The sequence below is a fragment of the Burkholderia sp. KL41 genome, from assembly GCF_057005415.2.
In genome coordinates this window covers 2,126,611-2,149,870 of record NZ_CM174446.1, presented here as the reverse complement: position 1 = coordinate 2,149,870, position 23,260 = coordinate 2,126,611, and the positions used below count along the sequence as shown (strand labels likewise).

The following is a 23,260-nucleotide window of genomic DNA, read 5'->3' as shown; positions in this document are numbered from 1 at the left end:
ATGACTACTACAAAGAAGACGGCCGAACGGCTCATCAAGAAGTACCCGAACCGCCGGCTCTACGATACAGAGACAAGCACGTACATTACGCTGACCGACGTGAAGCAGCTCGTGCTGGAGCAGGAGGATTTCAAGGTCGTCGACGCGAAATCCAACGAAGACCTGACGCGCAGCATTCTCCTGCAGATCATCCTCGAAGAGGAAAGCGGTGGCGTGCCGATGTTCTCGTCGTCGATGCTGTCGCAGATCATCCGTTTCTACGGTCATGCGATGCAGGGCATGATGGGCACGTACCTGGAAAAGAACATCCAGGCGTTCATCGACATCCAGAACAAGCTCGCGGATCAATCGAAGAACCTGTACGAAGGCAACGCGATGAATCCGGAAGTCTGGTCGCAGTTCATGAACATGCAGGCGCCGATGATGCAAGGGATGATGACCAGCTACATCGAGCAGTCGAAGAACATGTTCGTGCAGATGCAGGAGCAGATGCAGAACCAGGCGAAGTCGATGTTCAGCACGTTCCCGTTCAAGCAGCCGGGTGCGCCGGAGCCGGAGAAGAAGTAGCGATTCGCGGCAGGCCGGCCGCGGCGGCGCGAGCCGTCGGGCGTCGGCGCCGCGAAGCAGGGCGGTCGATCGCCGTCGTGCATTCGGGCACGACGATGCGCGGTTGCCGCCTGCCGGAAGAAATCGCCGACGGTCGTCCAGGATCGTCGGTACCGAATGCCCGTGCCCGGTACGCGCGGGCATCGTCGCTCTCCAGTCGATCGAGATCCAGTCCATACGAATGAAAGCCGGGACGCGCCGAGCCTGACGGTGCGCGTTCGTGTCCGCGCGGGCGCTCGCGTGTCGTACCATAAGCGGCGCTGCACGGCGCTGCGTGGAAGCCGCCTCTGGCGAACGCGGTAGCGGTTCCTGCGCACGGCGAGATGTGCGATGCCGCGTCGACGCGGGGCGGCCGAGAAAAACAAACCGACTGAGAGAGAACATGCGAGGGATTCGAACGGCATCGACCGGCAGGCTGACCGGTCTTGTTGCGATGTTCGTGATGGGCGTCGGCCTGGCCTTGCCGGGCTTTGCGATGGATTGCGCGAAAGCCGTCCAGCCGATCGAGAAGCGCATCTGCGCGAACTCCATGCTGCGCGCGGCCGACGCGCGCATGAACGCGGCGTACTCGGGCGCACTGAAGGCCGCGCCGGACACGGCGATCCGCGACATGCTGGTGCGCGGCCAGCGCCGCTGGATCGACGCACGCAACAACCGTCTCGACGCCGATTACGAAGGCCATCTGCTGGCCGTCGACGAAGTGCGCAAGGCCATCGATCGGCGCACCGCCGTGTTGGCCGATCGATCGGACAAAGGGTTGATCGCTCGTGCACTGGCCGAGCGCAAGTGGCTCGCGAATTACACGGGCGGCCCGCTCACCGGTTTCGATGCAAACTGCGATTTCATTCCCGACGATGCAAGTGGCGCGCACGTTTCCTATGCGTGTTTCGGTGCTGTCCATGTGCAGCATCGTGCGCGGGTCTGCAGCCAGAGCGAGGACTGGGCGACCGGCGCGGTTTATCAGTACCGGTCGGTGGGCGCGGCAGACGGCGGGAAGGTGCGCCCGGTTGCGTTCTGCGAGGCGCAGGCGCATGGGCATGCGTGCGATAACGGGGGGGTGCAATCGGGGTGGATGCGTGCGGGGGCGTCCGGTGACGATAAGCGTGCGCCCGCGCCGGCAACCGGTTTGCCGCAACTCGATGCCGAAATGTGGCCGATCGGCGATGGCGACGATGCGATGTGGTTCGAGCGGTGTTTGACTGCGGCGATGTTTCCGTGAGTGCAGGGTTGGATCGAACCCTGCTCCGGCGGGCTTTTTTACGATCTCGTCGCTCGAGTGATTTCACGCAACGCGGGCCGGACGCGTGCGATCGCCGGCGGCAACGCCGACGGTACCGGCCCGGATTGCTTTACAGCGCCGGGAATCCTTGCTCGTCGTCGTGCGGAGGAAGGTCGAGCACGAGCTTGACGGCGCTGTAGTTGGCCTTGAGTGAGAACACGCGGCCGATCACGAGAAACGTCTGCCGCGAATTCTCGAGTTCGACGAAGTCGCCGGGCTGCGGCACGTGCGCGCCTTGATCGTAGGAAAAGCTGGTGCTGGTTTGTTCGCCGATGGCTTCTGCTGCGTGCTCGGTGAATTCGATCGTGATGTGGGTGGTCATGCGAACCCCGTTGGGTAATTGAAGAGAGCGGACGCTGCGATTTTCGCATAGTGACGGGGCCGTTTCGGGGCGATTCCGGCGCGGTGGCGTTTGCACGATCGTGCCCGTCATATCGTCGCGTCTCCCGGAAGGGACGGATCTGGTTCGCCTGTTGACTCGGGGCGCCCGCGAGAGCGCGCACATTGACGTCGAGGTTCGTAGCGTCGGAACCGCCGGTTTGGGTTCGCTGACCGAAAAATTGCTGTAGTCCCACGCTTTTGCTACCACGCCCCCACACGCCAGATGTTCCAATCCCCAAAGTCGGGTTTGTATCCCTCGGGTGCGCTTGAGGCAATAAAAAAACCGATCCCGACGTTGTAAAGGCGAGGGGGCTTGACGGCTTTCCTTGCGGCGGGTGCAGTCTGGGTCACGCTTGGTTTGTCTTTCTCAAAAAAGGTCACTATGGTGATCTTTTCTATTCCTGATAAACCCGCCAGGACTCGGCGGAAGTTTGCAGAAAGTGTATTTGTTCACTGTGCGTGACAAAAATTCAGGAAAGCTAAACCTGATGTTGGCCGAGCTAGGCGACACGAGCCTGGTGTCGAGTCGCTGGCTGCAGGTTTCCGAGGCGGGTGAATATAGTTTCACGAGGTGGTGTGGGGTGCGTGGGCGCTCCGCAGGCGTGACCTACAACGGGGTTTGCGAAGGTTGCACGCCCCCGCGCAAAACTTCCCCGAGGCATTCGAATCCCTCCAGCAGCTTCGCTTCGCCACCAGACGCGTTGCTAACGCTCGCGCGCACGAAGTGCGGTACGGCACCGCGGCCGACACTGAAAGCCTCGGCGATGCTGATGAGGTGATGGCGTTGTCGCAAGTGGTGCTCGACTTCCGCCGACCGCCAAGGGGCGGGTACTTCGATCCAGAAGTGCGGGCTGTGATCGTGCGTCCGATAATTCAAGCCTTCGAGGAGATCGCTGACCAACGCCTTGCGGCGTTCGATTTCGGCGATCTGTTGACGCAGTAACGCGCGGGCCGTGCCGTCTTCGATCCAACGACTGGCGATCTCCAGGCCCAGCGGCGCCGCCATCCACGAACTGGCGCGAATGGCTGCGGCCTGGCGACTCACCAAGGGAGCCGGCACGTGAAGGAAGCCGGCGCGCAGACCTGCCGCTACGGCTTTGCTCAGGCTGCTGATAAGGATACTGCGCTCAGGCGCGAAGTAGCTCAACGGCAACGGGCGGTCCTCCATCAAGACCCCGTGCGTCTCGTCCTCGATCACCATGAGGTTGTGTTCGCGACAGATTGATGCAATGGCGTGGCGGCGTGCTGGGGACATGACCGCTGTCGTCGGGTTCTGGATCGTTGGCGTGCAATACATGGCGGTCACCCGGTTGGCCCGGCAGGCGTCTTCGAGCGATTCGGGCACCAATCCCTCGTCGTCCATCGCGATATCGATCAGCTTGATACCCAGGAATCGCGCTAGGCCGGCGAGGCCCGGGTAAGTGAGTTGCTCAGTGACGAGCGTGTCGCCCGGACGTACCAAGGCCATCAGCGCGCAGAGCAAGCCATGCTGGCTACCGTTGACGCAAAGCACTTGATCGGCGGACGGCGCAAATTCCCCGTGTGCAAGCCAACGTGCGCCGGCCTGTCGATGATGCGGCAAGCCCGCATCCGGCGTGTAGAGCATCAGTTCCTGGAGTGCACGAGGTGACTGCGACAGTTGCGCGAGATCGCGAGCCAACAGCGCTGCCTCCTGTCCGGGAATATGCATGTTGCGGCTCATGTCGTGGCACAGGGCGGGCGCGTCGACGAAGTTGCGGAAGCCGGCGTCGCGCCCCCGCTCCTGTTCGCGCGAGTGCACGTAGGTGCCGTCGCCCACTCGGGCCACCACTAGCCCAAGCCGCTCCAACTCAGAGTAGGCCCGGCTGACGGTGCCAGGCGTGACCGCTAAGGCGTCTGCGAAGACACGGTGAGGTGGCAACTTGGTGCCTTGTGCGATCGCACCGGACTGAATGGCGCTCTGCAGCGCAAGTGCAAGACGCAGGTACTTGGGGCCCTGCCCATTTGCGAGTGCATTTCCAATGATTGACATGGTGTCAATATTTGTTTTGACAGTCATATTTGCCCCAATTTAACCTGTGATTTCAGTGCTTTGTATGAAAATCGCAAGGCAATTATCTCATAATGAATTCATTCTGGTGTATTGATGCGATGTCAATCTCGATTAATGAACAGCCCTCGGTGCGGGACAGGCTGGCCGGGTTGGTGACGGCAGTGCTTTTTCTGATCGTCTGTCTGAGTTGGGGCACGACCTGGCTGGGTATCAAAATCGCGGTGGAGAGCGTGCCGCCGCTGACTGCCGCGGGGCTTCGCTTCCTGCTGGCGTTTCCGTTGTTCGTGTTGTTCGCGCTCGTTCGGCGAGAGCCGATCCGCTTTCCCCGTCATCAGTCCGGCTTCTTCGTTTTCGTCACGCTGTGTTATTTCGGAGCGCCGTATTACCTGCTCAACTATGGGGAGCTCTACGTGTCGTCAGGACTGACGGCACTGTTGTTCAGCAGCATGCCTGTGTTCATCCTGATTTTCTCGGCCGCGTTCCTGCGGGAGCGGGTATTCATTTCGCAGGTCGTGGGCATCGCTGTTGGTTTCGGCAGTCTGGCGATGATCATCCATTCTCAAGGGCTGCATCTCGGCTACGGTGAGTTGTTCGGTGTTGTCGCCATCCTCGTCGCGGCCATCATGCATGCGCTTTGTTACGTGATCACCAAGCAGCGCGGAAGTGTGCTCAGTGTCATTACATTCAATACGTTGCCTATTGGGATCGCTGGGGCGGGTCTCTTTCTTGCCGGCTTGGTCGTGGAGCACCCCGACTTGGCCCAGATCACGTCGCGCTCCTGGGGCGCACTGCTTTACCTCGGCCTTGCTGCATCGGTCGGTGGATTCATCGTGTATTTCTTTCTGCTCAAACGCCTTAGTCCGGTGATCCTTTCGTTCGTGTTCATCATCTTTCCGGTGTTCGCCGTGCTGATTGGTGCGTGGTACGAGAACGTGCCGGTATCACGCGAATTGCTCGTCTATTCGGCGCTGCTTCTGGCGGGCTTTGCGATTACGAAATTGCCTATCGAAACGTTGTGGGCGCGAAGGAGGTAAGTCAACGTGTATCCACTCAACGAACGGAACCTGGCAATGGTCTATCAGCACGCCGAGCAAACCTATCCGAAGGAGTGCTGTGGTTTTGTGCATTTCGATGGACAAGTGCATGAGGGGGTGAACATCCAGGATGAACTGCATGCACGTAGTCCGGAGGTGTATCAGCGCATCGCCAACTACGGATACACCTTCTCCGTAGCCGATACCGTTCTGTTGAACAACAGCTTTCGCACCGACAATCCGGTGGCTGTCATCTATCACTCTCATCCGGACGTCGGTGCGTACTTCAGCCGTGAGGACATCGATAAAGCGCTGTACGACGGGCAACCGATCTATCCGGTGCAGTACCTGGTGGTGGATGTGAAAGCGGGAAAGGCAAAGGGCGCCAAGCTATTTGAATGGCGCAACGGGCAGTTTGTGACGGCGCGTGAATTTGTTGTTTGATTTGGAGTTACGAAGGAGCAGCAGGTCATGGATGAGCGAGCAGTGATTTTCCCCGAAATACTCGGGCGCGTCGCCAAGTTGAATACCACGCGCCTGACGGGGCGAGGCCACACACCGCGCGAGGTGATGTTCGATATTTGCGAACGACACCCGGTGCTTCGGTCGCACCTGTTCTATGCCAATGGGCATTTCAAGGAGCATTTTCTGGTGACAGCCGCAGGAAGCCTGGTCGATCTCGACGCGCCACTGGAAAGTCGGGACGAGATCGAGATCATGCTGGCGACATCGGGTGGCGTCGATGTCAATAAGCTGACCAATGCAGAAGTGCAGCGCTACGTTCGTCACATCACCTTGCCGGGTGTCGGCCGTGAAGGCCAGGCGCGGCTGAAGAAGGCGCGGGTGTTGATTATCGGCACCGGCGGCCTCGGTTCACCTATTTCACTGTACCTGGCAGCCGCAGGGATCGGTACGATCGGTCTGGTTGATTTCGATATCGTGGAAGTAAGCAATCTTCAGCGGCAGATCGTTCACGGGCATCAAACGATTGGTGTCCACAAGGTCGATTCCGCCAAGAGGCGGCTGCTTGATCTGAATCCGCACATCGACATCAGGACGCATGCTTACGCGGTCGACAAGAGCAACGCCTATGACCTGATCGAGCAGTATGACGTTGTTATCGACGGCACGGACAACTTTACATCCCGCTACGTTGTCAACGAAGCATGTGCACGCCAGGCGAAGCCGTTAATCTACGGCGCGCTGTATCGCTTCGACGGACAGGTAAGCGTGTTCAATTTGGCAGGTGGGCCTTGCTATCGCTGTCTTTTCCCGAAGAGTCCTCCTCCGGAATTGGCCCCGAGCTGCAATGCAGGTGGCGTGATCGGTGTTCTGCCTGGCGTTATAGGACTCCTGCAGGCAACGGAGGCGATCAAGCTGATCATGGGCTTGGGTAAACCGCTCTCTGGAAGGCTTCTACGCTTCGATGCGCTCGGCATGGCATTCTCGGAAGTGGCGTTCGAGCGGCGAGATGATTGTCCTACGTGTTCCAGTGGGGCGCGAGTCGATATTGATGACGATGCCGCTGTGTGCCAAACCAGCGGAGTGGCTGCGACACGAATGGAGCCGCATTGCTACATCGCACCCGCCGAGCTTGATGTACTGATGCATGCGGGAGCCTCAGGTGTACGGCTCATCGATGTGCGCGACGCCAACGAGTTGGAGGTATGTCGTCTGCCGGGAGCGTTGCATATTCCGCTGTCCGAGTTGGACGAACACCTCGGGGGACTGCAGCGCTCGGAGCGGTATGTCGTGGTGTGCTATGCGGGTACGCGTGCGGAACGCGCGGCGTCCTCGATGCTGGCATCAGGATTCGCGAAGGTTCAGGTGCTTGACGGCGGAATTAGACGCTGGGCGAAGGACGTCGAGCGCGATATGCCGATGTATTGAAGGAGGCCTTGGGTACCGATGATCTTCGATTCGATCCTTGACCTGATCGGTAAGACGCCGATCGTGCGACTTGCCAGCGTGTCCGCTGACACGGGGCTCTCCGTGTACGCCAAACTTGAGTCATTTAACCCGGGGCGAAGCCACAAGGCGCGGATCGCGCTCGGTATGGTGCTTGACGCCGAGCACAAGGGGCGGCTGGTTCGCGGGCGTGGTCAAACCATTCTGGAGCCGAGCGGTGGCAATACGGGGATCGGCTTGGCCATGATCGGCAACGTGCTCGGATACAAGGTCATACTGGTCATTCCCGACAACTACAGTCCGGAGAAGCGCCGCCTGCTGGAAATGTACGGCGCGACAGTCGTTCTATCGGATAGCCGCCGAGGCAACAATTCGCACGGCGAGAAAGCGATGGAGATGCAGCTGGAGCATCCGGATTACGTGATGCTTAATCAACAACGAAATCCGGCCAACCCGGACGCGCATCGGCAAGCCACCGCCAGAGAAATCATCGACGAATTCGCCGACTATTCACTGGATGCATTCGTCGGTGGTATCGGTACCGGCGGCCATATCACCGGGATAGGCGAGGTACTGAAGCAGTGGCGTCCCGGCTTCCAGGTTTTCGGCGTGGAACCAGAACAATGCGACCTTTTGCGCGGCAAGCATGCGCCTCATGATATCCAAGGGCTCTCGATTGGAATCGTGCCGGATGTGCTGAATCTCTCGGTACTCGATGGCATGATCCGCGTATCCAGGGACGAGTGTCTCGCGATGGTCTCGCAGGTCATGCGGCGTGACGCCATCAGTCTTGGCATATCGTCAGCAGCGAACCTCGTGGCCGTATCGAAGTTGGCGACGATGCTCAAGCCTCGGGCCGATGTGTTGACGATGATTTACGACGATGTGGATTCTTACCTGTCCTATTTCCAGTAGTTTCAGATTGCGAGATCGTGTCGATTTGCGTTCGCGACGTAAAGGACACTGGAAACCACATCCATGTGGTTATTAAACGATGAAAGACATAGTACGGAACCACATGCGCGCAGCGCTCATGGAATGCTGCTCGCCATCGACTGTCGATTGGTTGGAGCAGTCTCAGCCGTTCGAAGCGGCCGTTTGGGCTGCAACGGAAGACCTCATGGCGTTCGCGCAGAAAGATCCTGCGGCGCGTGGCGAAGCGAAGGCGATCGCCTATGGGTACTTGTCGTACAAGGCTGTCTTGCACTATCGCCTTGCTCGTGCAATTTCGGGCATGTTGGACGGCCAGCGCGGTATGCCTGCCGAGTTGGACGCCGCCGTGCTGTTGGTGTCTGCACGAGGACGCATGCTGTCAGGCGCGGAGATTCATCCGCGAAGCATGATCGGGCATCGGCTTGTGCTCGATCATGGATATGGCACGGTGATCGGCGAAACGACGCAGATCGGAGACGATTGCTACATCCTCGGAGGGGTGGTGCTCGGTGCCACGGGAATATCCGCCAACCCGGCAGGAAAGCGTCATCCCACGTTGGGCAATCGTGTTGAGGTGGGCGCCTTCGCCAGGATCTTCGGCAACGTCACTGTCGGAGACGATGTGTTGATCGGTCCACATTGCGTCATCAAGGACGACGTGTCGGCGGGGTCGGTCGTTACGGTGCGGTCGGTGTTGCAAGTGACACGCGGGCGAGCGCTCGATAGTAAATCGAGAGCAGCGATTATCTAAGTTCACCTTCTACGATGACCGGAAAAATTACCGGACGTAAGTTGCGAGAAGCTCTTTATGCCTACAGAAGCACTGTTTCGAACCAATGCCTATCTCCGCAGTTGCGAAGCACGAATCGTCCAGATCGGCGAGGCAGGGGTGATACTGGATCGCACCGTATTTTATCCGCATGGTGGCGGCCAACTCGGTGATACTGGCACCATGACGTTGGCTGACGGCATGCGATTGACGATCGCTGACGCACGCAAGCCAGCACAAGCGAACGCTCATCCCGACGATGTCGTCCATATTCCAGTGTCGGGGCAAGAGGCGGTACTTGCTCGCTTGGCCCCGGGCGATATGGTGACACTCGATATCGATTGGGAGCGCCGATATCGACTCATGCGTTTCCACACCGCGGCTCATTTGATGTGTGGCGTGCTGCCCTATGCGGTCGATGGGTGCAGCATTACGTCGGACTATGCGCGTCTGGACTTCGTGACCAGCGATCCGTTGTCCCGGACGGACATCGATCGGGCGTTGGATGAGCTGGTCTCCGCCGCTAAGTCCGTGCGTAGCGATGTCGTGACCGACGCAGAGTTGCGAGCCAATCCTGAGTGGGTCCGCACGGTGAGCGTGATGCCCCCGGCAGGACACGGCACGGTACGCGTCGTGACTATCGATGGTATCGATCTGCAGCCGTGCGGAGGAACGCATGTCGCGAATACCGCCGAAGTCGGCGCTGTTTGTGTACAGAAGATGGAAAAGAAATCCTCGCGTACGCGGCGAGTCGTGATCGGGTTCAAAGAGGGCGTGTAGGCGCGACGGGTACGCCGCGAACCGGGTGAACCGGGGCGGTGAAGACGTAAGGCCGCCATCACCGGCAGCGATGTGGTTGCCAATAGCCCAGTGGCGGCGAGGTTGAGGGCTTCATGGCGTGCGCCTGGATTGGTGTCAGGGGTGCAGAGTCGACCGGGCATTGCTTACTCAGACCGTCGGAAAACCGCTTTGGCTACCGCCCGCATGGTTGGTTGATCACGTGATGACCGTAATCCCGGTATCGGCGATCTGCGCGGGCTGCGCCAGCGCCGGAATTGGGGGCGGCTCGACTCGAGCGGTCCAGGTCCTGAACGATCAGTACAGAGCCGTCCAGCATCTGACCAATGCCGATCTGCCGGCCGACGCACGACGAGCCCCCCTTTCCGGACGTGGTGCTGACGGCAAGCGCATGCCCCGCTGTTCCGAAGTGAAAGGGCTGCATCACATGCCGTCTCGCACTTGGCTATCCGCCGCACGGTGTATCCGAGTTGAAAGCCTGCGCCGTCCCCAGCCGCTCGTTTTAGGCTGCTGGACCCTAAATCGCTGTAAACTCACGCTTTTGCTGCCACGCCCCCACATTCCAGATGTCCCAATCCCCCAAAGTAGGGTTCGTATCCCTCGGGTGCCCGAAAGCCCTCGTCGATTCCGAACAGATCATCACGCAACTGCGTGCCGAAGGTTATGAAATCTCCGGCACCTACGACGGCGCCGACCTCGTCGTCGTGAACACCTGCGGCTTCATCGACGAAGCCGTGCAGGAAAGCCTCGACGCGATCGGCGAAGCGCTGACCGAGAACGGCAAGGTGATCGTCACCGGCTGTCTCGGCGCGAAGTCGAGCGCCAGCGGCTCGAACCTGATCGAGGAAGTCCATCCGAAGGTGCTCGCCGTCACCGGCCCGCACGCGGTGGGCGAAGTGATGCAGGCCGTGCATTCGCACCTGCCGAAGCCACACGACCCGTTCACCGACCTTGTGCCGGCGGCCGGCATCAAGCTCACGCCGCGCCACTACGCGTACCTGAAGATCTCCGAAGGCTGCAACCATCGCTGCACGTTCTGCATCATCCCGTCGATGCGCGGCGATCTCGTGTCGCGTCCGGTCGCCGAAGTGATGCTGGAAGCCGAGAACCTGTTCAAGTCGGGCGTGAAGGAACTGCTCGTGATCTCGCAGGACACGAGCGCGTACGGCGTCGACGTGAAGTACCGCACGGGCTTCTGGAACGGCAAGCCGATCAAGACGCGCATGACCGACCTGGTCGCCGCGCTCGGCGAACTCGCGGCACAGTACGGCGCATGGGTGCGCCTGCACTACGTGTACCCGTACCCGAGCGTCGACGAAGTGATTCCGCTGATGGCCGAAGGTCCGTTCAAGGGCCACGTGCTGCCGTATCTCGACGTGCCGTTCCAGCACGCGCATCCGGAAGTGCTGAAGCGCATGAAGCGTCCGGCGAACGCCGAGAAGGTGCTCGAGCGCGTACAGAAGTGGCGCGAGATCTGCCCGGACCTGACGATCCGCAGCACGTTCATCGCGGGCTTCCCCGGCGAGACGGAAGAGCAGTTCGAAACGCTGCTCGACTTCATCCGCGAGGCGGAACTCGATCGCGTCGGCTGCTTCGCGTATTCGCCGGTCGAAGGCGCGACGGCAAACGAACTCGACGGCGCGCTGCCGGATGAGGTTCGCGAGGAGCGTCGTGCACGCTTCATGGAAGTCGCCGAGGAAGTGTCGGCGAACCGCATTCAGCGCAAGGTCGGCAAGACCCTCAAGGTGCTGATCGACGAAGTCAGCGAGGAAGGCGGGATCGGCCGCACGGCGGCCGATGCGCCGGAGATCGACGGCGTGGTCTATGTCGAGCCGGCGGCGAAGGCCTCGAAGCGCTACAAGGTCGGCGATTTCGTGTCCGTGAAGATCACGGGCGCCGACGGCCACGATCTGTGGGGCGAGGTGTAAGCGATGGCCGCCGCATTCCCGGAGATCCTCGCGCTCGGCGAAGCGATGATCGAGTTCAACCAGTCGCAGCCGGGCCGGCCTGAATTCCTGCAGGGCTTCGGCGGCGACACGTCGAACTTCTGCATCGCCGCGGCGCGCCAGGGCGCGTCGACGGGTTTCGTGTCGGCGATCGGCGACGATCCGTTCGGCCGGCTGCTGGCCGACATGTGGCGTGCGGAACGCGTCGACACGACGTACGTGCGGATCGATCGCACGGCGCCGACCGGCGTGTATTTCGTCACGCACGGCGCCGACGGCCACCAGTTCGACTATCTGCGTGCGGGCTCGGCGGCGAGCCGCTATGCGGCAGGCGACCTGCCGCTCGACGCACTGGCCGCCGCGAAGGCCGTGCACCTGTCCGGCATCAGCCTCGCGATCAGCACGGCTGCGTGCGACGCCGCGTTCGCGGCGATCGACCACGCGCGCCGCAACGGTGCGAAGGTCAGCTTCGACACGAACCTGCGCCTGAAGCTGTGGCCGCTGCCGCGCGCCCGCGCGGTGATGCGCGAGGCGCTGCGCCAGACGGATATCTGCCTGCCCAGCTGGGACGACGTGACGGCAATCACGGGCGCGAACGATCGCGACGCGATCGTCGACGCGATGCTCGAACACGGGCCGCAGGTCGTTGCGCTGAAGCTCGGCAAGGACGGCGCCTACGTGGCGACGCCGAACGAGCGGCGCGTCGTGCCGGGCTTCGCGGTCGAAGCCGTCGACGCGACGGGCGCGGGCGACTGCTTCGGCGGTGCCTTCGTCGCGCGGATCGTCGCGGGCGACGATCCGTTCGCGGCGGCGCGTTATGCGAACGCCGCGGCGGCATTGTCGACGACGGGCTACGGTGCGGTCGCGCCGATTCCGCAGCGCGAGGCGGTGGAGCGCCTGATGCAAGGCTGATGCGCAATACGCGCGCCGGCCGCGGCCCCGTATGACGGCCAGCGCATCGCCGCAATTTACGAGCGAATCTGAAGCAAGGAGCAACACAAGGTGGGTCGATATTCGCAATGGCAACGGGCGCTCGTCGTCGCGGGCGCACTGGCGGCGGGCACGGCGATGCCGGGCGTGGTCGCGGCGCAGGCTGTCGCGCCGGGCGTGCAGCAGGACGAACCGGCACCGGCGCGGCCGCTGAAGCCGAATCCGGAGTTTGCCCGCCTGCCGCGCTACGAAGGCACGCTCGGCGACCGCCCGATCGTCGTGCATCTCGGCCCGAAGACGGACGAGGAAGGCGTGCACGGCGAATACCAGTTCGCCGATACGGGCGAGGTCGTACTGCTCGCGGGCGATCGCGACGGCGACACGCTTGAAATCGAGGAATCGAACGACGGCACGAACATCACGGGCGTGTGGATCGGCCGCTTCGACGCGACGGGCACCCTGAAGGCCGACCGGATGAACTCGGACGAGTCGGATCCGCAGCCCGTCGTGCTGCGTCTCGCGCCGGGCAAGCGCGCGGCGCTGCAGGTGCGCGACGGCCGCGTGCAGGAAATCGAGACGGTGGGCGGCGTCGTCAACCTGCGCACCGACAACTGAACCCGCGCTGGCTCGGCGCGCGCGGCGCGCATTGTACCGGGCCAATCGTGCCGATTTTGGCTAATCTGGCGACTTATTCCGCAACCGAACGGCCTCGTGCCCGGCTTCCTGTCATGACTGCATCCACTCCCAAGCGCGCGCTGCAAACCCGCATCGTTCAACCCGACGACGTGATCCCGGAAGGTTTCCGTTCGTTCGTGCCGCCGGTCGCGCGCGCGTCGACGGTCGTGTTTCCCGATCTCGCGACGATGCGTGCGCTCGTCTGGCACAACGACAACCAGTGGCGTTACGGGCTGCATTCGACGCCGACGTCGCTCGCGCTCGCGCAGCGGCTTGCCGAGATCGAGGGCGGCACGCATGCGCTGCTGCAGCCGTCGGGCCTCGCGGCGATCATGAACGTCTACTTCGGGATCGTGAAAGCCGGCGACGACGTGCTGATTCCGCACAACGTGTACGGGCCGAACGCCGATTTCGGCAACTGGCTCGCGAAGGATTTCGGCATCACCGCGCGCTACTACGATCCGCTCGTCGGTGCCGGCATCGCCGACCTGATCCAGCCGAACACGCGGCTGATCTGGATCGAGGCGCCCGGCTCGGTGACGATGGAAGTGCCCGACGTCCAGGCGATCACGGCGGCCGCGAAGGCGCGCGGCATCGTCACCGCGATCGACAACACCTTTTCGGCCGGGCTCGCGTTCAAGCCGTTCGAGCACGGCGTCGACATCTCGGTGCAGGCGCTGACCAAGTACCAGTCGGGCGGCAGCGACGTGCTGATGGGCGCGACGATCACCGCGAGCGCCGACCTGCAGGCGAAGCTGAAGCTCGCACGGATGCGCTGCGGGATCGGCGTGTCGGTCGACGATTGCTCGCTCGTGCTGCGCAGCCTGCCGAGCATGCAGGTGCGCTTCGACGCGCACGGCAAGAGCGCGCTCGCGCTGGCGCAATGGCTGAAGGCGCGGCCGGAGATTGCGTCGGTGCTGCATCCGCAGATGGCCGATTGCCCGGGGCACGCGTCGTTCATGCGCGATTTCACCGGCGCGGGCGGGCTGTTCTCGGTGGTGTTCGACGAACGCTACAGCGCGGAGCAGGTCGACCGCTTCGTCGAGTCGCTCGAACTGTTCGCGATCGGCTGGAGCTGGGGCGGCGCATGCAGCCTTGCGATGCCTTACGACGTCGCGTCGATGCGTCCGGACTGGCCGCATCGCGGCACGCTGGTGCGTTTTTATGTCGGCCTGGAAGACGAAGCCGACCTGCGCGCGGACATCGAACGCGCGATGCAGGCCGCACTCGGCTGATCGCCGGCCGGTCAGGTTCCCCGGCACGACAAAACGCCGGCGCGATGCAACATCGCGCCGGCGTTTTTCATTTGACGCGCGGCAGGATCAGAACAGCCGCAGCAGCCCGTCGAGGCCGACGTGATCGAACGCGACCGTCGCCGCGTCGCGCACGACGGGTTTCGCGTGGTACGCGACCGACAGCCCGGCTTCGGCCATCATCTTCAGGTCGTTCGACCCGTCGCCCATCGCGATCGCGCGGCTCGGCTCGAGGCCGAGCGACGCGCACGTCTCGCGCAGCAGGCGGGCCTTCACGTCGGCGTTGACGATCTCGCCGAGCACCTTGCCGGTCAGCTTGCCGTCGACGATCTCGAGCGTGTTCGCATGCGCGTAGTCGAGGCCGAGGCGCGCCTTCAGCCGCTCGGTGAAGAACGTGAAGCCGCCCGACACGAGCAGCGTCTTCATGCCGGCGGCCTTCACGCCGGCCAGCATCGTCTCGGCGCCCGGCGTCAGTTGCAGCCGTTCCTCGTATACGCGTTCGAGCGCGTGCGCGTCGAGCCCGGCCAGCAGCGCGACGCGGCGCGTGAGGCTTTCGTTGAAGTCGCGGATCTCGCCGCGCATCGACGCTTCGGTGATCTCGGCGACCTGCGTTTTCAACCCGCAGAAATCGGCGATCTCGTCGATGCATTCGATCGTGATCAGCGTCGAATCCATGTCCATCACGGCGAGCCCGAAATCGGCGAGCGTGCGGCCGGCCTCGACGAACGCGAAGTCGAGCGCGTGCGTGCCGCAGTACGCGTCGATGTCGAGGCGCTGTGCCGGGCTCGCGTCTTCGATGCGCAGCGCATGATCGTCGGTCTGCACGATGCGGGTGCCGCGCGACAGCGCGAGCAGCGGTTTGTGATGGGCGTCCGACAGCGGCGCAAGGCTCTGGATGACGAGGTTGTGGGTCATGACGGGATGGTTGGGAGACGGATGAAAAGCGTGCGCGGCCAATGGGCGGCCGTCTGCGTGCGTGGCCCCGTTCGACTGCGGGCCATTGCGTCGCGAACGCGCCATTGTAGCCGGTTGGCCGGGCCGGGCGGTCGCGGCAGGGACGAATCCCGCGGCCCGACTCGAGCCGGTACGCCCGCGGCGCGAACCGAACGAAGGCACCTATCGCCCGTCCGCGCGATCCCAGTACGGTGGATCGCCGAAATGCTCGGCCAGGAACGCGATGAACGCGAGCGTCTTCAGCGGCACGTGTGTGCGGCTCGGGTAGACGGCCCAGATCGCGACGTCGTCGGCGAACGGATAGTCGTCGAGTATCGTGACGAGCGTGCCGCTCGCGAGCAGCGGGCCGACGTCCCAGGTCGACTTGATCGCGATCCCGAAGCCGTCGACCAGCGCTTCGCGGATCGCCTCGCCATTGCTCGCGACGAGCCGGCCGCCGACCCGCACGGTCAGCGGGCCTTGCGGCGTCGTGAACGACCAGTCGCGCTGGTCGCCGAGGATCACGCATTCGTGCTGCGCCAGGTCGGCCGGATGGCGCGGCGTGCCGTGCCCGGCGAGATACGCGGGCGAGCAGCACAGCACGCGGCGGTTGGCGGCAAGCTTGCGCGCGACGAGCGTCGAATCCTTCAGCGCGCCGAGGCGGATCGCGACGTCGTAGCCGTCGTCGACCAGGTCGACGATCTCGTCCGACAGCCGCAGGTCGAGCGACACGGACGGATAGCGGCGCAGGAATGCGGGAATCACCGGCGCAACATGCTGCCGGCCGAACGACGACGACATCGACACCTTCAGCCGCCCGTACGGCTCGGTGCGGCCGTGGCCGACCGATGCGCGCGCGGCGTCGGCGGCCGACAGCAGCGTGTCGGCGTGCGCCATGAATACCTCGCCGTCCTGCGTGAGGCTGATACGGCGCGTGGTGCGGTGCAGCAGCCGTGCGCCGAGCTGACGCTCGAGTTGTGCGATGCGCGCGCTCGCGACCGCGGCCGACACGCCGAATTCGCGCCCGGCCGCGGTGACGTTCGCGAGCAGGGCCGCGCGAACGAACAGCGCGACGTCGAGCAGGTCGAGCGGCTTGTCGGGGGCCGGAATCGGATCGGAGGCCATTATTCTGAATTTCCTGAAAATGTTTCAGGAAATATAGCGGTTTTCTCGAATGATCGGGTTGCCTACGATGATGTTCATGGGGCTGCGCCGCGGCCCCCAGGTTTCCAGAAGGAGTTTCGTGATGAAGGCCGTTGGACTGACCCGTTACCTGCCGATCGACGATCCGCAAGCCTTGCTCGACGTGGAGCTGCCGCAGCCCGTGCCGGGCCCGCGCGACCTGCTCGTGAAGGTCGAGGCGATTTCCGTGAACCCGGTGGACACCAAGGTGCGCGCGCCGAAGCCGCAGGTCGAGGACACGCCGCGCGTGCTCGGCTGGGATGCGGCCGGCACGGTGGTCGCGGTCGGTGCCGACGTCACGTTGTTCCGGCCCGGCGACGAAGTGTTCTATGCGGGCAGCATCACGCGGCCCGGCGCGAACAGCGAATTCCATACGGTCGACGAGCGGATCGCCGCGCTGAAGCCGCGTACGCTCGATTTCGCCGCGGCGGCCGCGCTGCCGCTCACCGCACTGACAGCGTGGGAGGCGCTGTTCGACCGGCTGCACGTGTCGCCGCAGGGTGCGGACGCCGGCAAATCGGTGCTGATCATCGGCGGCGCGGGTGGCGTGGGCTCGATCGCGATCCAGCTCGCGAAGGCGCTCGGCAAGCTGCACGTGATCGCGACCGCGTCGCGGCCGGCGTCGGCCGAATGGGTGCGCGCGCTGGGCGCGGATGCGGTGGTCGACCATTTCGACGACTTGCCTGTGCAGTTGCGCGAGGCCGGGCATCCGAGCGTCGACTACGTGCTGATTTTCAACGATACGGATCGTCATTTCCCCGCCGCTGCGGAGGTAATCCGGCCGCAGGGCGGCATTTGCACGATCGTCGAGAACGACAAGCCGGTGCCGGTCGAACTGCTGAAGGCGAAAAGTGCGGCGTTTCACTGGGAGTTCATGTTCACGCGTGCGATGTTCGAGACGCCGGACATGATCGAGCAGCACCGGATCCTCGGCGAAGTCGCGCGGCTCGTCGACGGCGGCACGCTGCGCACCACGCTCGGCGAACAGCTCGGCACGATCAATGCCGCGAACGTGCGGCGCGCGCATCAGCTGCTCGAGGCCGGGCGCGCGATCGGCAAGCTCGTGCTGAGCGGCTTCTGAGCCGGCATCGCGCGTAAGGTTGCGGCGCCGCGAACGCAAGCGGGGTAACACCCGATGCGTTTGCGGCGCACGGCATGCCGCTTGGCGGTAGACTGGCAGCGCATCATGCATCGAAAACCGCGCGGCACGCGCGTGCCGCCGCATACCAAGGAGGTCAGCATGAGCCAACGCAGCTTGTCAGTCGCCGCATCGTGGTCGGTCGTGTTCGCGGCGGCGTGCGTCAGCGCGAGCGTATTCGCGGCGCCGCCGGTCAAGGGCAGCCTGAAGGGCGGCGGCACCGGACAGCTCGAATACACCGTCAAGGTCGACTCGAAGACCTTCGGCAACACGCAGGAGACCCGCAAGATCCGCTCGGGCGAGACGGACGACTTCAACTGGAAGTCGGTGCCGCCGAGCGGTGCGGTCGCGATGCCGGACGGTTGCCCGAACGCGGACAGCCTGCCGCGCGACGCGAACGGCGCGATGGTCCGCCAGACCCAGGTGCGGCTCGCGCCGTCGATCGACGCGAAGGGCGTCGCCAACGTGCAGATGAGCTTCCAGGCGGCCGCGCCGAAAGGCACGCGCAACGTGACGGCCGGCGGCAAGTCGCTGCAATGCCCGGACGTCGCGTCGGTGAGCCAGGTGAAGTGGGTGTCGATCCCGACCAACGGCGGTTCGAAGTCCGTCACGATGAGCGACGGCACGAAGGTGACGGTGTCGATCAAGCGCTGAACGGCGCGCGCGGGACGCTGCCGGAACCGGTGCGCGCGCAACGGGTTCGACGCGCGGGCCGGCCCGGCGGCGCGTGAGCGTTTCGTGTCGCCGTCACGATGCTTTCCCGCGACCCGCTCGCTGTGCCGTGTTGCGGCAACGGTAGGGCAGCAGCACGGCGTGCGGCGGTGTCGCGCGTCGACCTGCGTGACGTCATGTGAATGTCACGCTATGCTCGCCCGCATCATCCACTTCCCGCAACGACATCCCGATGAAATGCCGAATCCGCGCATTGCTGTGCGCCATTGCGTTCGCCGCCATGCACGCGCACGCGGCCGACGATTGCGGTTTCGTGAAAAAGGTCGGGCTGCCGTCCCGGCAGCAGGTGGCCGTCGTGTCCAGCGGCGCGCTCGAACCGTGCTCGACCGGCAGCTACGCGGTGCGGGTGTATTCGACCGCGCATGCCGCCGCCGGCTTCGATACCGACGACTACGTGACGGGCGCGCTGCGTGCGCGTGACGGTACGGTCACCGATGCGTTCACGGCCGACCTCGGCGCGCGGGCGCCGCAGGCGCTCGTCGTGACGACACGCTCGGCCGGCAGCGGCGGTTATGTCGGCGCGCAGGCCTATGTGACGACGTCGCGCGCGGTGCGGCTCGTTGCGTCGGTCGACGGGCTCGCAGCGGACGCGGACATCGCGGCCGCATTGCGGCAGGCGCTCGGCAAGCGTCGCGGCGCGCGCTGACCGGCGAACCGCGCGAACGCGTCGCGCGGCGACTACGCGTGTCAGTGCGCGCGTTCCTCGAGCCGCGATGCGAGAAAGCGGTGATCCGCCGAGAACAGCCGGCGATAGGTCATCAGCACCGCGCCGACGGTGCCGAGCGCGGAAGCCGCGGCGATCAGGAACATGATCACGATCTGGTAGCGCACGGCCTGCAGCGGCGACTGGCCGGCCAGCACCTGGCCCGTCATCATTCCCGGCAGGCTCACGACGCCGACGACGGCCATCTGGTTCAGCGTCGGCAGCATGCCCGCGCGCACGGCCTGGCGCGCGGCGTCCTGCGCGGCTTCCCAGCGCGTCGCGCCGAGCGCGAGTGCGGTTTCGACGCGGTCGCGGCGCGCCGTGAGCTCCTCCATCATCCGCTCGACGCCGAGCGACACGCCCGTGAGCGTATTGCCGAGAATCATCCCGAGGATCGGAATCGCGTATTGCGGTGCGTACCACGGATGGATGCGGATCACGACGAACAGGCCGACCGCCGCGACGAACCAGCTGCTGAACCAGATCGACGCGATGCTGTCGATGCGCTGGCCGCGGTAGGTGCGCTTGCCGCGCCCCGCGCCGGCGAACCCGGCGATCAAGGTCATCAGCGCGGTGAGCGGCAGCACGATGTACCAGTGAGGATGACCGAATACCCAGCCGAGCACGTAGCCGATCGCGAGCAACTGCACGACGGTGCGCACGGCCGCGAGCGCGAGCTTGCGGCCGAGGCCGAGCGACAGTGCCATCGAGATCGCGCCGTTGACCGCGACGAGCGCGGCGGCGATGCCGACGTCGACGAGGCTCAGGTCCTGCAGTGCGGGGCTCATCGTGTTGCCTCCGTCGGGTTGGCAGCGTGTATCACGCCGGCCTGCATCACGAGCCGTATCGTGCCGATCCGTGCGGCCTGGGCGGGATCGTGCGAGATCCACATGTACGCGCGGGCGTCGGGCGCCGCGTCGAACCATGCGCCGACGAGCGACTCGATCGCGCGCGCCGATTCGGGATCGAGCGCGGAGGTCGGCTCGTCGAGCAGCAGCACGTCGGGATCGAGCTGCAGCACGCGCAGCAGCGCGGCGATCTGGGCTTCGCCGCCCGACAGGTCGCTCGCGCGCTTGTCGAGAAAGTCGGGGCCGCGGCCGGCCTGCGCGGCGAGCGCTTCGGCGCGCGCGCGATCGAACGCGACGTCGCGATAGATCGCGAGCGAATACGGATAGCGCAACTGCGATTCGACGGTGCCGTCCATTTGCGCGGGGCGCTGGCGTACGTAGGCGATGCTGCGCCGGTAACGCGGGATCGCGCTGCGCCGGATCCGTTTGCCGCGCCACAGGATGTGGCCGCCGTCAAGCGGATCGAGCAGCGCGAGCGCGCGCAGCAGCACGCTCTTGCCCGACCCGGACGGTCCCGTGACAGCAATTCGCGATCCCGCTGCGAGGCTGAAATCGGTCGGGGCGAGCAGGGTCTTGCCGCTGCTGGCGTCGCGCCGCGTGATGTGCTGCGCATCGATGAGGCCGGTGGGGGCTGTCATGTCACAAATGAAAAAAAGCGTTAATGGCGCCGAAACGTCACCATGGCGTGCGTCATAATACCGACTGAAAAGCCGCGGGTGTCGTGCGCCGTTCGTCCACGCAAGCGGCCCGGCATGGTGCGGCGACATTTCAGAACAACAACGGAACCGCCATGACGCTTACCCGAGCCATCGGCAAATCGGCTGCATGGATCGTCGGTATCGTCGCGGTGCTCATCGCGGCGGCCGGCGTCTTTCTCTTTACGTTCGACTGGAACCGCGCGAAGCCGTGGGTCAACGAACAGGTGAGTGCCGCACTCGGCCGCCCGTTCGCGATCAACGGCGATCTCAAGGTCGGCTGGCGCCGCCCCGACGGCGAAACCGGCTGGCGTGCCTGGGTGCCCTGGCCGAGCTTTTCGGCCACGCAACTCGAGATCGGCAACCCCGACTGGGCGAAGACGCCCAAGTTCGTCACGCTCGATGCCGCGCACTTCGACCTCGCGATCCTGCCGCTGCTCGCGCATGAAATCGTCATCCCGTCGATCGACGTCGTGAATCCGGCCGTCGACCTCGAGCGGCTCGCCGACGGCCGCAACACGTGGACCTTCCAGTTCAAGCAATCGTCGCAGCCGTCGCCGTGGAAAGTGCGGCTCGACAGTTTCGGCTTCGCGAAGGGCACCGTCACGTATCGCGACGCGATCACGAAGGCCGACCTGACCGTCGCGATCGATACGCTCGGGCAGCCGATTCCGCTCGGCGATGTGCTGAAGGAGCAGGAACAGACGTCGCGCGCGGCATCCGCGCAGCGTGTCGGCAAGCGCGGCGCCGCGCAACTGAGCGCGAAGGCCAGCGCTGATGCCGCGTCGAGTGCGGAGGCGGCGAGTGCGTCGAGTGCGGCGTCGGCGCCGGGCGCTTCGGCTGCTTCGCGCGTTGCATCGGCTGCTTCGGGTTCGTCCGCTGCTTCTGCTTCCTCCGCTTCTTCCGCATCGACGGCTGCCGCCGCGTCCGGCGCAAGCGGCGCCGCGGCGCCCGCGAAGCCGTCCGGCCCGACCTATGCGTTCGGGTTGAAGGTCGACGGCCGCTACAAGAACGTGCCGATCAGCGGTACCGGCAAGCTCGGCGGCGTGCTGGCGATCCAGGACGCGTCGCGGCCGTTCCCGCTGCAGGCCGACGTGAAGGCCGGTGACACGCGGCTCGCGATCGTCGGCACGCTGACCGATCCGATGCATCTCGCGGCGATCGACCTGCGGCTGTGGCTGCAGGGCACGTCGATGTCGCACCTTTACCAGCTCACCGGCATCACGCTGCCCGACACGCCGCCTTACGCGACCGAAGGGCGGCTGATCGGCAACTTCAAGCGGCGCGCGAGCACGTTCCGCTACGAGAACTTCAACGGCCGCGTCGGCGGCAGCGATCTCGGCGGCACGCTGGTGTACGAGCAGCGCGAGCCGCGGCCGAAGCTGTCGGGCGAGCTCGTGTCGAACCTGCTGCAGTTCTCGGATCTCGCGCCGGTGATCGGCGCGGATACGGCCGCAAGCAAGGCCAGGCGCGGCGACACGACACGCCAGCCGCCGGGCCGCGTGCTGCCGGTCGAGACGTTCCGTACCGATCGTTGGCGCGAGATCGACGCGGACGTCAAGTTCACGGGCCGCAAGCTGATCAAGAGTTCGAACCTGCCGATCACGAACCTGTACACGCACATCGTGATGCAGGACGGCGTGCTGTCGCTCGAACCGCTGCAGTTCGGCGTCGCGGGCGGCACGCTCGCGACGACCGCGCACCTCGACGGCAGCGGCGCGCCGCTGAAGGGCCGCTTTACGGTGGCCGCGCGGCACCTGAAGCTCAAGCAACTGTTCCCGACGCAGAAGGTCATGCAGTCGGCGCTCGGCGAGATCAACGGCGACGCGTCGCTGTCGGCGACCGGCAACTCGCCGGCCGCGCTGGCCGCGACGTCGACCGGCGAAGTGAAGGCGCTCGTCACGGACGGCCGCATCAGCCGCCTGCTGATGGAGGCGGCGGGGCTGAACGTCGCGAACGTCGTGTACGAGAAGCTGTTCGGCAACAATGACGTGAAGATCAACTGTGCGGCAGTCGATTTCGTCGCGACCAACGGGATGCTCGACCCGAAGGTGTTCGCGCTCGACACCGACGACGCGCTGATCAACGTCGACGGCCCGATCAGCCTGCGCGACGAAACGCTCGACCTGAAGATCCATCCGCATACGAAGGGTTTCCGGATCTTCTCGCTGCGCTCGCCGCTGTATGCGAAGGGCACGTTCAAGAATCCGAAGGTCGGCGTCGATGCGGGCGCGCTCGCGCTACGCGCCGGCGCGATGGTCGGCCTCGGCCTGATCAACCCGTTCGCGGCCTTGATCCCGCTGATCGCGCCGAGCAACAACAAGGACGTGCCGTGCTCGGAGCTGTTCGGGCAGGTGAAGGCGACGGCGGCCCAGAAGGCGGCCGCGAAAGCCGGCAAGTGACGGACGTGCGTCGCGCGGCGAACGCGACGCACGTGCGGCCGATGCAACCGTCCCGTGCTCGGCGCAGGCTCGCAACGACCTGC

22 protein-coding genes are annotated in these 23,260 nt (G+C 64.4%); 16 read left to right on the top strand and 6 right to left on the bottom strand.

Annotated elements, in window-relative coordinates; genetic code table 11:
• Nucleotides 1-567: a polyhydroxyalkanoate synthesis repressor PhaR gene (phaR, locus tag PQB87_RS10030; protein ID WP_011549704.1), complete on the top strand. Its 567-nt coding sequence runs from the start codon at nucleotides 1-3 to the stop codon at nucleotides 565-567.
• Between the two features lie 313 nt (nucleotides 568-880).
• On the top strand, nucleotides 881-1,825 hold the full coding sequence (locus PQB87_RS10025; protein WP_233344610.1) for a lysozyme inhibitor LprI family protein: 945 nt from the start codon (nucleotides 881-883) through the stop codon (nucleotides 1,823-1,825).
• 130 nt (nucleotides 1,826-1,955) lie between these two features.
• Here PQB87_RS10025 and PQB87_RS10020 read toward each other — a convergent pair whose 3' ends face one another.
• Both PQB87_RS10020 and PQB87_RS10015 read right to left on the bottom strand, forming a co-directional pair.
• The gene (locus PQB87_RS10020) at nucleotides 1,956-2,207 is read right to left on the bottom strand and encodes a hypothetical protein (protein ID WP_059687961.1); all 252 of its coding nucleotides are present in this window, start codon (nucleotides 2,205-2,207) and stop codon (nucleotides 1,956-1,958) included.
• 666 nt (nucleotides 2,208-2,873) lie between these two features.
• Nucleotides 2,874-4,304: an aminotransferase-like domain-containing protein gene (locus PQB87_RS10015; RefSeq protein WP_111939826.1), complete on the bottom strand. Its 1,431-nt coding sequence runs from the start codon at nucleotides 4,302-4,304 to the stop codon at nucleotides 2,874-2,876.
• A 65-nt stretch (nucleotides 4,305-4,369) separates the two neighbouring features.
• Between PQB87_RS10015 and PQB87_RS10010 the strand changes: the two genes are divergently transcribed.
• The 10 genes from PQB87_RS10010 to PQB87_RS09965 all read left to right on the top strand — a co-directional run bounded on the left by PQB87_RS10010 (nucleotide 4,370) and on the right by PQB87_RS09965 (nucleotide 14,526).
• Nucleotides 4,370-5,332: a DMT family transporter gene (locus PQB87_RS10010; RefSeq protein WP_228395600.1), complete on the top strand. Its 963-nt coding sequence runs from the start codon at nucleotides 4,370-4,372 to the stop codon at nucleotides 5,330-5,332.
• Between the two features lie 6 nt (nucleotides 5,333-5,338).
• Entirely contained in the window at nucleotides 5,339-5,776 is a 438-nt protein-coding gene (locus tag PQB87_RS10005) for a M67 family metallopeptidase (RefSeq protein WP_208450212.1), read from the top strand.
• Nucleotides 5,777-5,803: 27 nt separating this feature from the next.
• Nucleotides 5,804-7,222 (top strand): molybdopterin-synthase adenylyltransferase MoeB, encoded by a 1,419-nt coding sequence (gene moeB, locus PQB87_RS10000; RefSeq protein WP_220091925.1) that lies wholly within the window; start codon nucleotides 5,804-5,806, stop codon nucleotides 7,220-7,222.
• A gap of 18 nt (nucleotides 7,223-7,240) precedes the next feature.
• On the top strand, nucleotides 7,241-8,155 hold the full coding sequence (locus PQB87_RS09995) for a PLP-dependent cysteine synthase family protein (RefSeq protein WP_111939825.1): 915 nt from the start codon (nucleotides 7,241-7,243) through the stop codon (nucleotides 8,153-8,155).
• 103 nt (nucleotides 8,156-8,258) lie between these two features.
• Complete coding sequence (locus PQB87_RS09990) at nucleotides 8,259-8,924, top strand: serine O-acetyltransferase (RefSeq protein ID WP_111939910.1); 666 nt, start codon at nucleotides 8,259-8,261, stop codon at nucleotides 8,922-8,924.
• A 57-nt stretch (nucleotides 8,925-8,981) separates the two neighbouring features.
• The gene (locus PQB87_RS09985) at nucleotides 8,982-9,722 is read left to right on the top strand and encodes an alanyl-tRNA editing protein (RefSeq protein ID WP_111939824.1); all 741 of its coding nucleotides are present in this window, start codon (nucleotides 8,982-8,984) and stop codon (nucleotides 9,720-9,722) included.
• Nucleotides 9,723-10,306: 584 nt separating this feature from the next.
• Entirely contained in the window at nucleotides 10,307-11,668 is a 1,362-nt protein-coding gene (gene rimO / locus PQB87_RS09980; protein WP_027787268.1) for a 30S ribosomal protein S12 methylthiotransferase RimO, read from the top strand.
• Nucleotides 11,669-11,671: 3 nt separating this feature from the next.
• Nucleotides 11,672-12,598, top strand: coding sequence for a sugar kinase (locus PQB87_RS09975; RefSeq protein WP_060068414.1), 927 nt, complete (start codon nucleotides 11,672-11,674; stop codon nucleotides 12,596-12,598).
• Between the two features lie 90 nt (nucleotides 12,599-12,688).
• Nucleotides 12,689-13,231 carry a hypothetical protein gene (locus tag PQB87_RS09970; protein WP_059687984.1) on the top strand — a complete coding sequence of 181 codons (543 nt, stop codon included), beginning with the start codon at nucleotides 12,689-12,691 and terminating at the stop codon, nucleotides 13,229-13,231.
• Nucleotides 13,232-13,344: 113 nt separating this feature from the next.
• Complete coding sequence (locus tag PQB87_RS09965) at nucleotides 13,345-14,526, top strand: cystathionine beta-lyase (protein ID WP_027787271.1); 1,182 nt, start codon at nucleotides 13,345-13,347, stop codon at nucleotides 14,524-14,526.
• Between the two features lie 87 nt (nucleotides 14,527-14,613).
• Here the strand turns inward: PQB87_RS09965 and serB are convergent, their stop codons facing one another.
• Nucleotides 14,614-15,459 carry a phosphoserine phosphatase SerB gene (gene serB, locus PQB87_RS09960; RefSeq protein ID WP_042975202.1) on the bottom strand — a complete coding sequence of 282 codons (846 nt, stop codon included), beginning with the start codon at nucleotides 15,457-15,459 and terminating at the stop codon, nucleotides 14,614-14,616.
• A 201-nt stretch (nucleotides 15,460-15,660) separates the two neighbouring features.
• The gene (locus PQB87_RS09955) at nucleotides 15,661-16,602 is read right to left on the bottom strand and encodes a LysR family transcriptional regulator (protein WP_111939823.1); all 942 of its coding nucleotides are present in this window, start codon (nucleotides 16,600-16,602) and stop codon (nucleotides 15,661-15,663) included.
• A 121-nt stretch (nucleotides 16,603-16,723) separates the two neighbouring features.
• On the opposite strand from PQB87_RS09955, the gene PQB87_RS09950 reads away from it, so the two are divergent.
• The 3 genes from PQB87_RS09950 to PQB87_RS09940 all read left to right on the top strand — a co-directional run bounded on the left by PQB87_RS09950 (nucleotide 16,724) and on the right by PQB87_RS09940 (nucleotide 19,175).
• Nucleotides 16,724-17,740 carry a zinc-binding alcohol dehydrogenase family protein gene (locus tag PQB87_RS09950; RefSeq protein ID WP_111939822.1) on the top strand — a complete coding sequence of 339 codons (1,017 nt, stop codon included), beginning with the start codon at nucleotides 16,724-16,726 and terminating at the stop codon, nucleotides 17,738-17,740.
• 159 nt (nucleotides 17,741-17,899) lie between these two features.
• The gene (locus PQB87_RS09945; RefSeq protein ID WP_059688027.1) at nucleotides 17,900-18,451 is read left to right on the top strand and encodes a DUF6013 family protein; all 552 of its coding nucleotides are present in this window, start codon (nucleotides 17,900-17,902) and stop codon (nucleotides 18,449-18,451) included.
• Between the two features lie 250 nt (nucleotides 18,452-18,701).
• The gene (locus tag PQB87_RS09940) at nucleotides 18,702-19,175 is read left to right on the top strand and encodes a PliI family lysozyme inhibitor of I-type lysozyme (RefSeq protein WP_111939821.1); all 474 of its coding nucleotides are present in this window, start codon (nucleotides 18,702-18,704) and stop codon (nucleotides 19,173-19,175) included.
• Nucleotides 19,176-19,216: 41 nt separating this feature from the next.
• Here the strand turns inward: PQB87_RS09940 and PQB87_RS09935 are convergent, their stop codons facing one another.
• Entirely contained in the window at nucleotides 19,217-20,020 is an 804-nt protein-coding gene (locus PQB87_RS09935) for an ABC transporter permease (protein ID WP_021159773.1), read from the bottom strand.
• Nucleotides 20,017-20,718 carry an ABC transporter ATP-binding protein gene (locus PQB87_RS09930; protein WP_111939820.1) on the bottom strand — a complete coding sequence of 234 codons (702 nt, stop codon included), beginning with the start codon at nucleotides 20,716-20,718 and terminating at the stop codon, nucleotides 20,017-20,019. The genes PQB87_RS09935 and PQB87_RS09930 overlap by 4 nt, the downstream gene beginning before the upstream one ends.
• A 152-nt stretch (nucleotides 20,719-20,870) precedes the next feature.
• Here PQB87_RS09930 and PQB87_RS09925 point away from each other — a divergent pair, with 152 nt between their 5' ends.
• Nucleotides 20,871-23,177, top strand: a complete 2,307-nt coding sequence (locus tag PQB87_RS09925; protein WP_111939819.1) for an AsmA family protein — start codon at nucleotides 20,871-20,873, stop codon at nucleotides 23,175-23,177.
• The last annotated feature ends 83 nt before the right edge of the window (nucleotides 23,178-23,260 follow it).

What these genes read in the sequence shown, in the direction of transcription:
- PQB87_RS09990 (WP_111939910.1), top strand. Translation starts at nt 8,259, where the DNA reads ATGCGCGCAGCGCTCATGGAATGCTGCTCGCCATCGACTGTCGATTGG.
- PQB87_RS09985 (WP_111939824.1), top strand. Translation starts at nt 8,982, where the DNA reads ATGCCTACAGAAGCACTGTTTCGAACCAATGCCTATCTCCGCAGTTGC.
- moeB (WP_220091925.1), top strand. Translation starts at nt 5,804, where the DNA reads ATGGATGAGCGAGCAGTGATTTTCCCCGAAATACTCGGGCGCGTCGCC.
- PQB87_RS09995 (WP_111939825.1), top strand. Translation starts at nt 7,241, where the DNA reads ATGATCTTCGATTCGATCCTTGACCTGATCGGTAAGACGCCGATCGTG.
- PQB87_RS09965 (WP_027787271.1), top strand. Translation starts at nt 13,345, where the DNA reads ATGACTGCATCCACTCCCAAGCGCGCGCTGCAAACCCGCATCGTTCAA.
- PQB87_RS09955 (WP_111939823.1), bottom strand. Translation starts at nt 16,602, where the DNA reads ATGGCCTCCGATCCGATTCCGGCCCCCGACAAGCCGCTCGACCTGCTC.
- rimO (WP_027787268.1), top strand. Translation starts at nt 10,307, where the DNA reads ATGTCCCAATCCCCCAAAGTAGGGTTCGTATCCCTCGGGTGCCCGAAA.
- phaR (WP_011549704.1), top strand. Translation starts at nt 1, where the DNA reads ATGACTACTACAAAGAAGACGGCCGAACGGCTCATCAAGAAGTACCCG.
- PQB87_RS10015 (WP_111939826.1), bottom strand. Translation starts at nt 4,304, where the DNA reads ATGACTGTCAAAACAAATATTGACACCATGTCAATCATTGGAAATGCA.
- PQB87_RS09975 (WP_060068414.1), top strand. Translation starts at nt 11,672, where the DNA reads ATGGCCGCCGCATTCCCGGAGATCCTCGCGCTCGGCGAAGCGATGATC.
- PQB87_RS09930 (WP_111939820.1), bottom strand. Translation starts at nt 20,718, where the DNA reads ATGACAGCCCCCACCGGCCTCATCGATGCGCAGCACATCACGCGGCGC.
- PQB87_RS10010 (WP_228395600.1), top strand. Translation starts at nt 4,370, where the DNA reads ATGAATTCATTCTGGTGTATTGATGCGATGTCAATCTCGATTAATGAA.
- PQB87_RS09940 (WP_111939821.1), top strand. Translation starts at nt 18,702, where the DNA reads ATGAAATGCCGAATCCGCGCATTGCTGTGCGCCATTGCGTTCGCCGCC.
- PQB87_RS09925 (WP_111939819.1), top strand. Translation starts at nt 20,871, where the DNA reads ATGACGCTTACCCGAGCCATCGGCAAATCGGCTGCATGGATCGTCGGT.
- PQB87_RS09950 (WP_111939822.1), top strand. Translation starts at nt 16,724, where the DNA reads ATGAAGGCCGTTGGACTGACCCGTTACCTGCCGATCGACGATCCGCAA.
- PQB87_RS10020 (WP_059687961.1), bottom strand. Translation starts at nt 2,207, where the DNA reads ATGACCACCCACATCACGATCGAATTCACCGAGCACGCAGCAGAAGCC.
- PQB87_RS09945 (WP_059688027.1), top strand. Translation starts at nt 17,900, where the DNA reads ATGAGCCAACGCAGCTTGTCAGTCGCCGCATCGTGGTCGGTCGTGTTC.
- PQB87_RS09935 (WP_021159773.1), bottom strand. Translation starts at nt 20,020, where the DNA reads ATGAGCCCCGCACTGCAGGACCTGAGCCTCGTCGACGTCGGCATCGCC.
- serB (WP_042975202.1), bottom strand. Translation starts at nt 15,459, where the DNA reads ATGACCCACAACCTCGTCATCCAGAGCCTTGCGCCGCTGTCGGACGCC.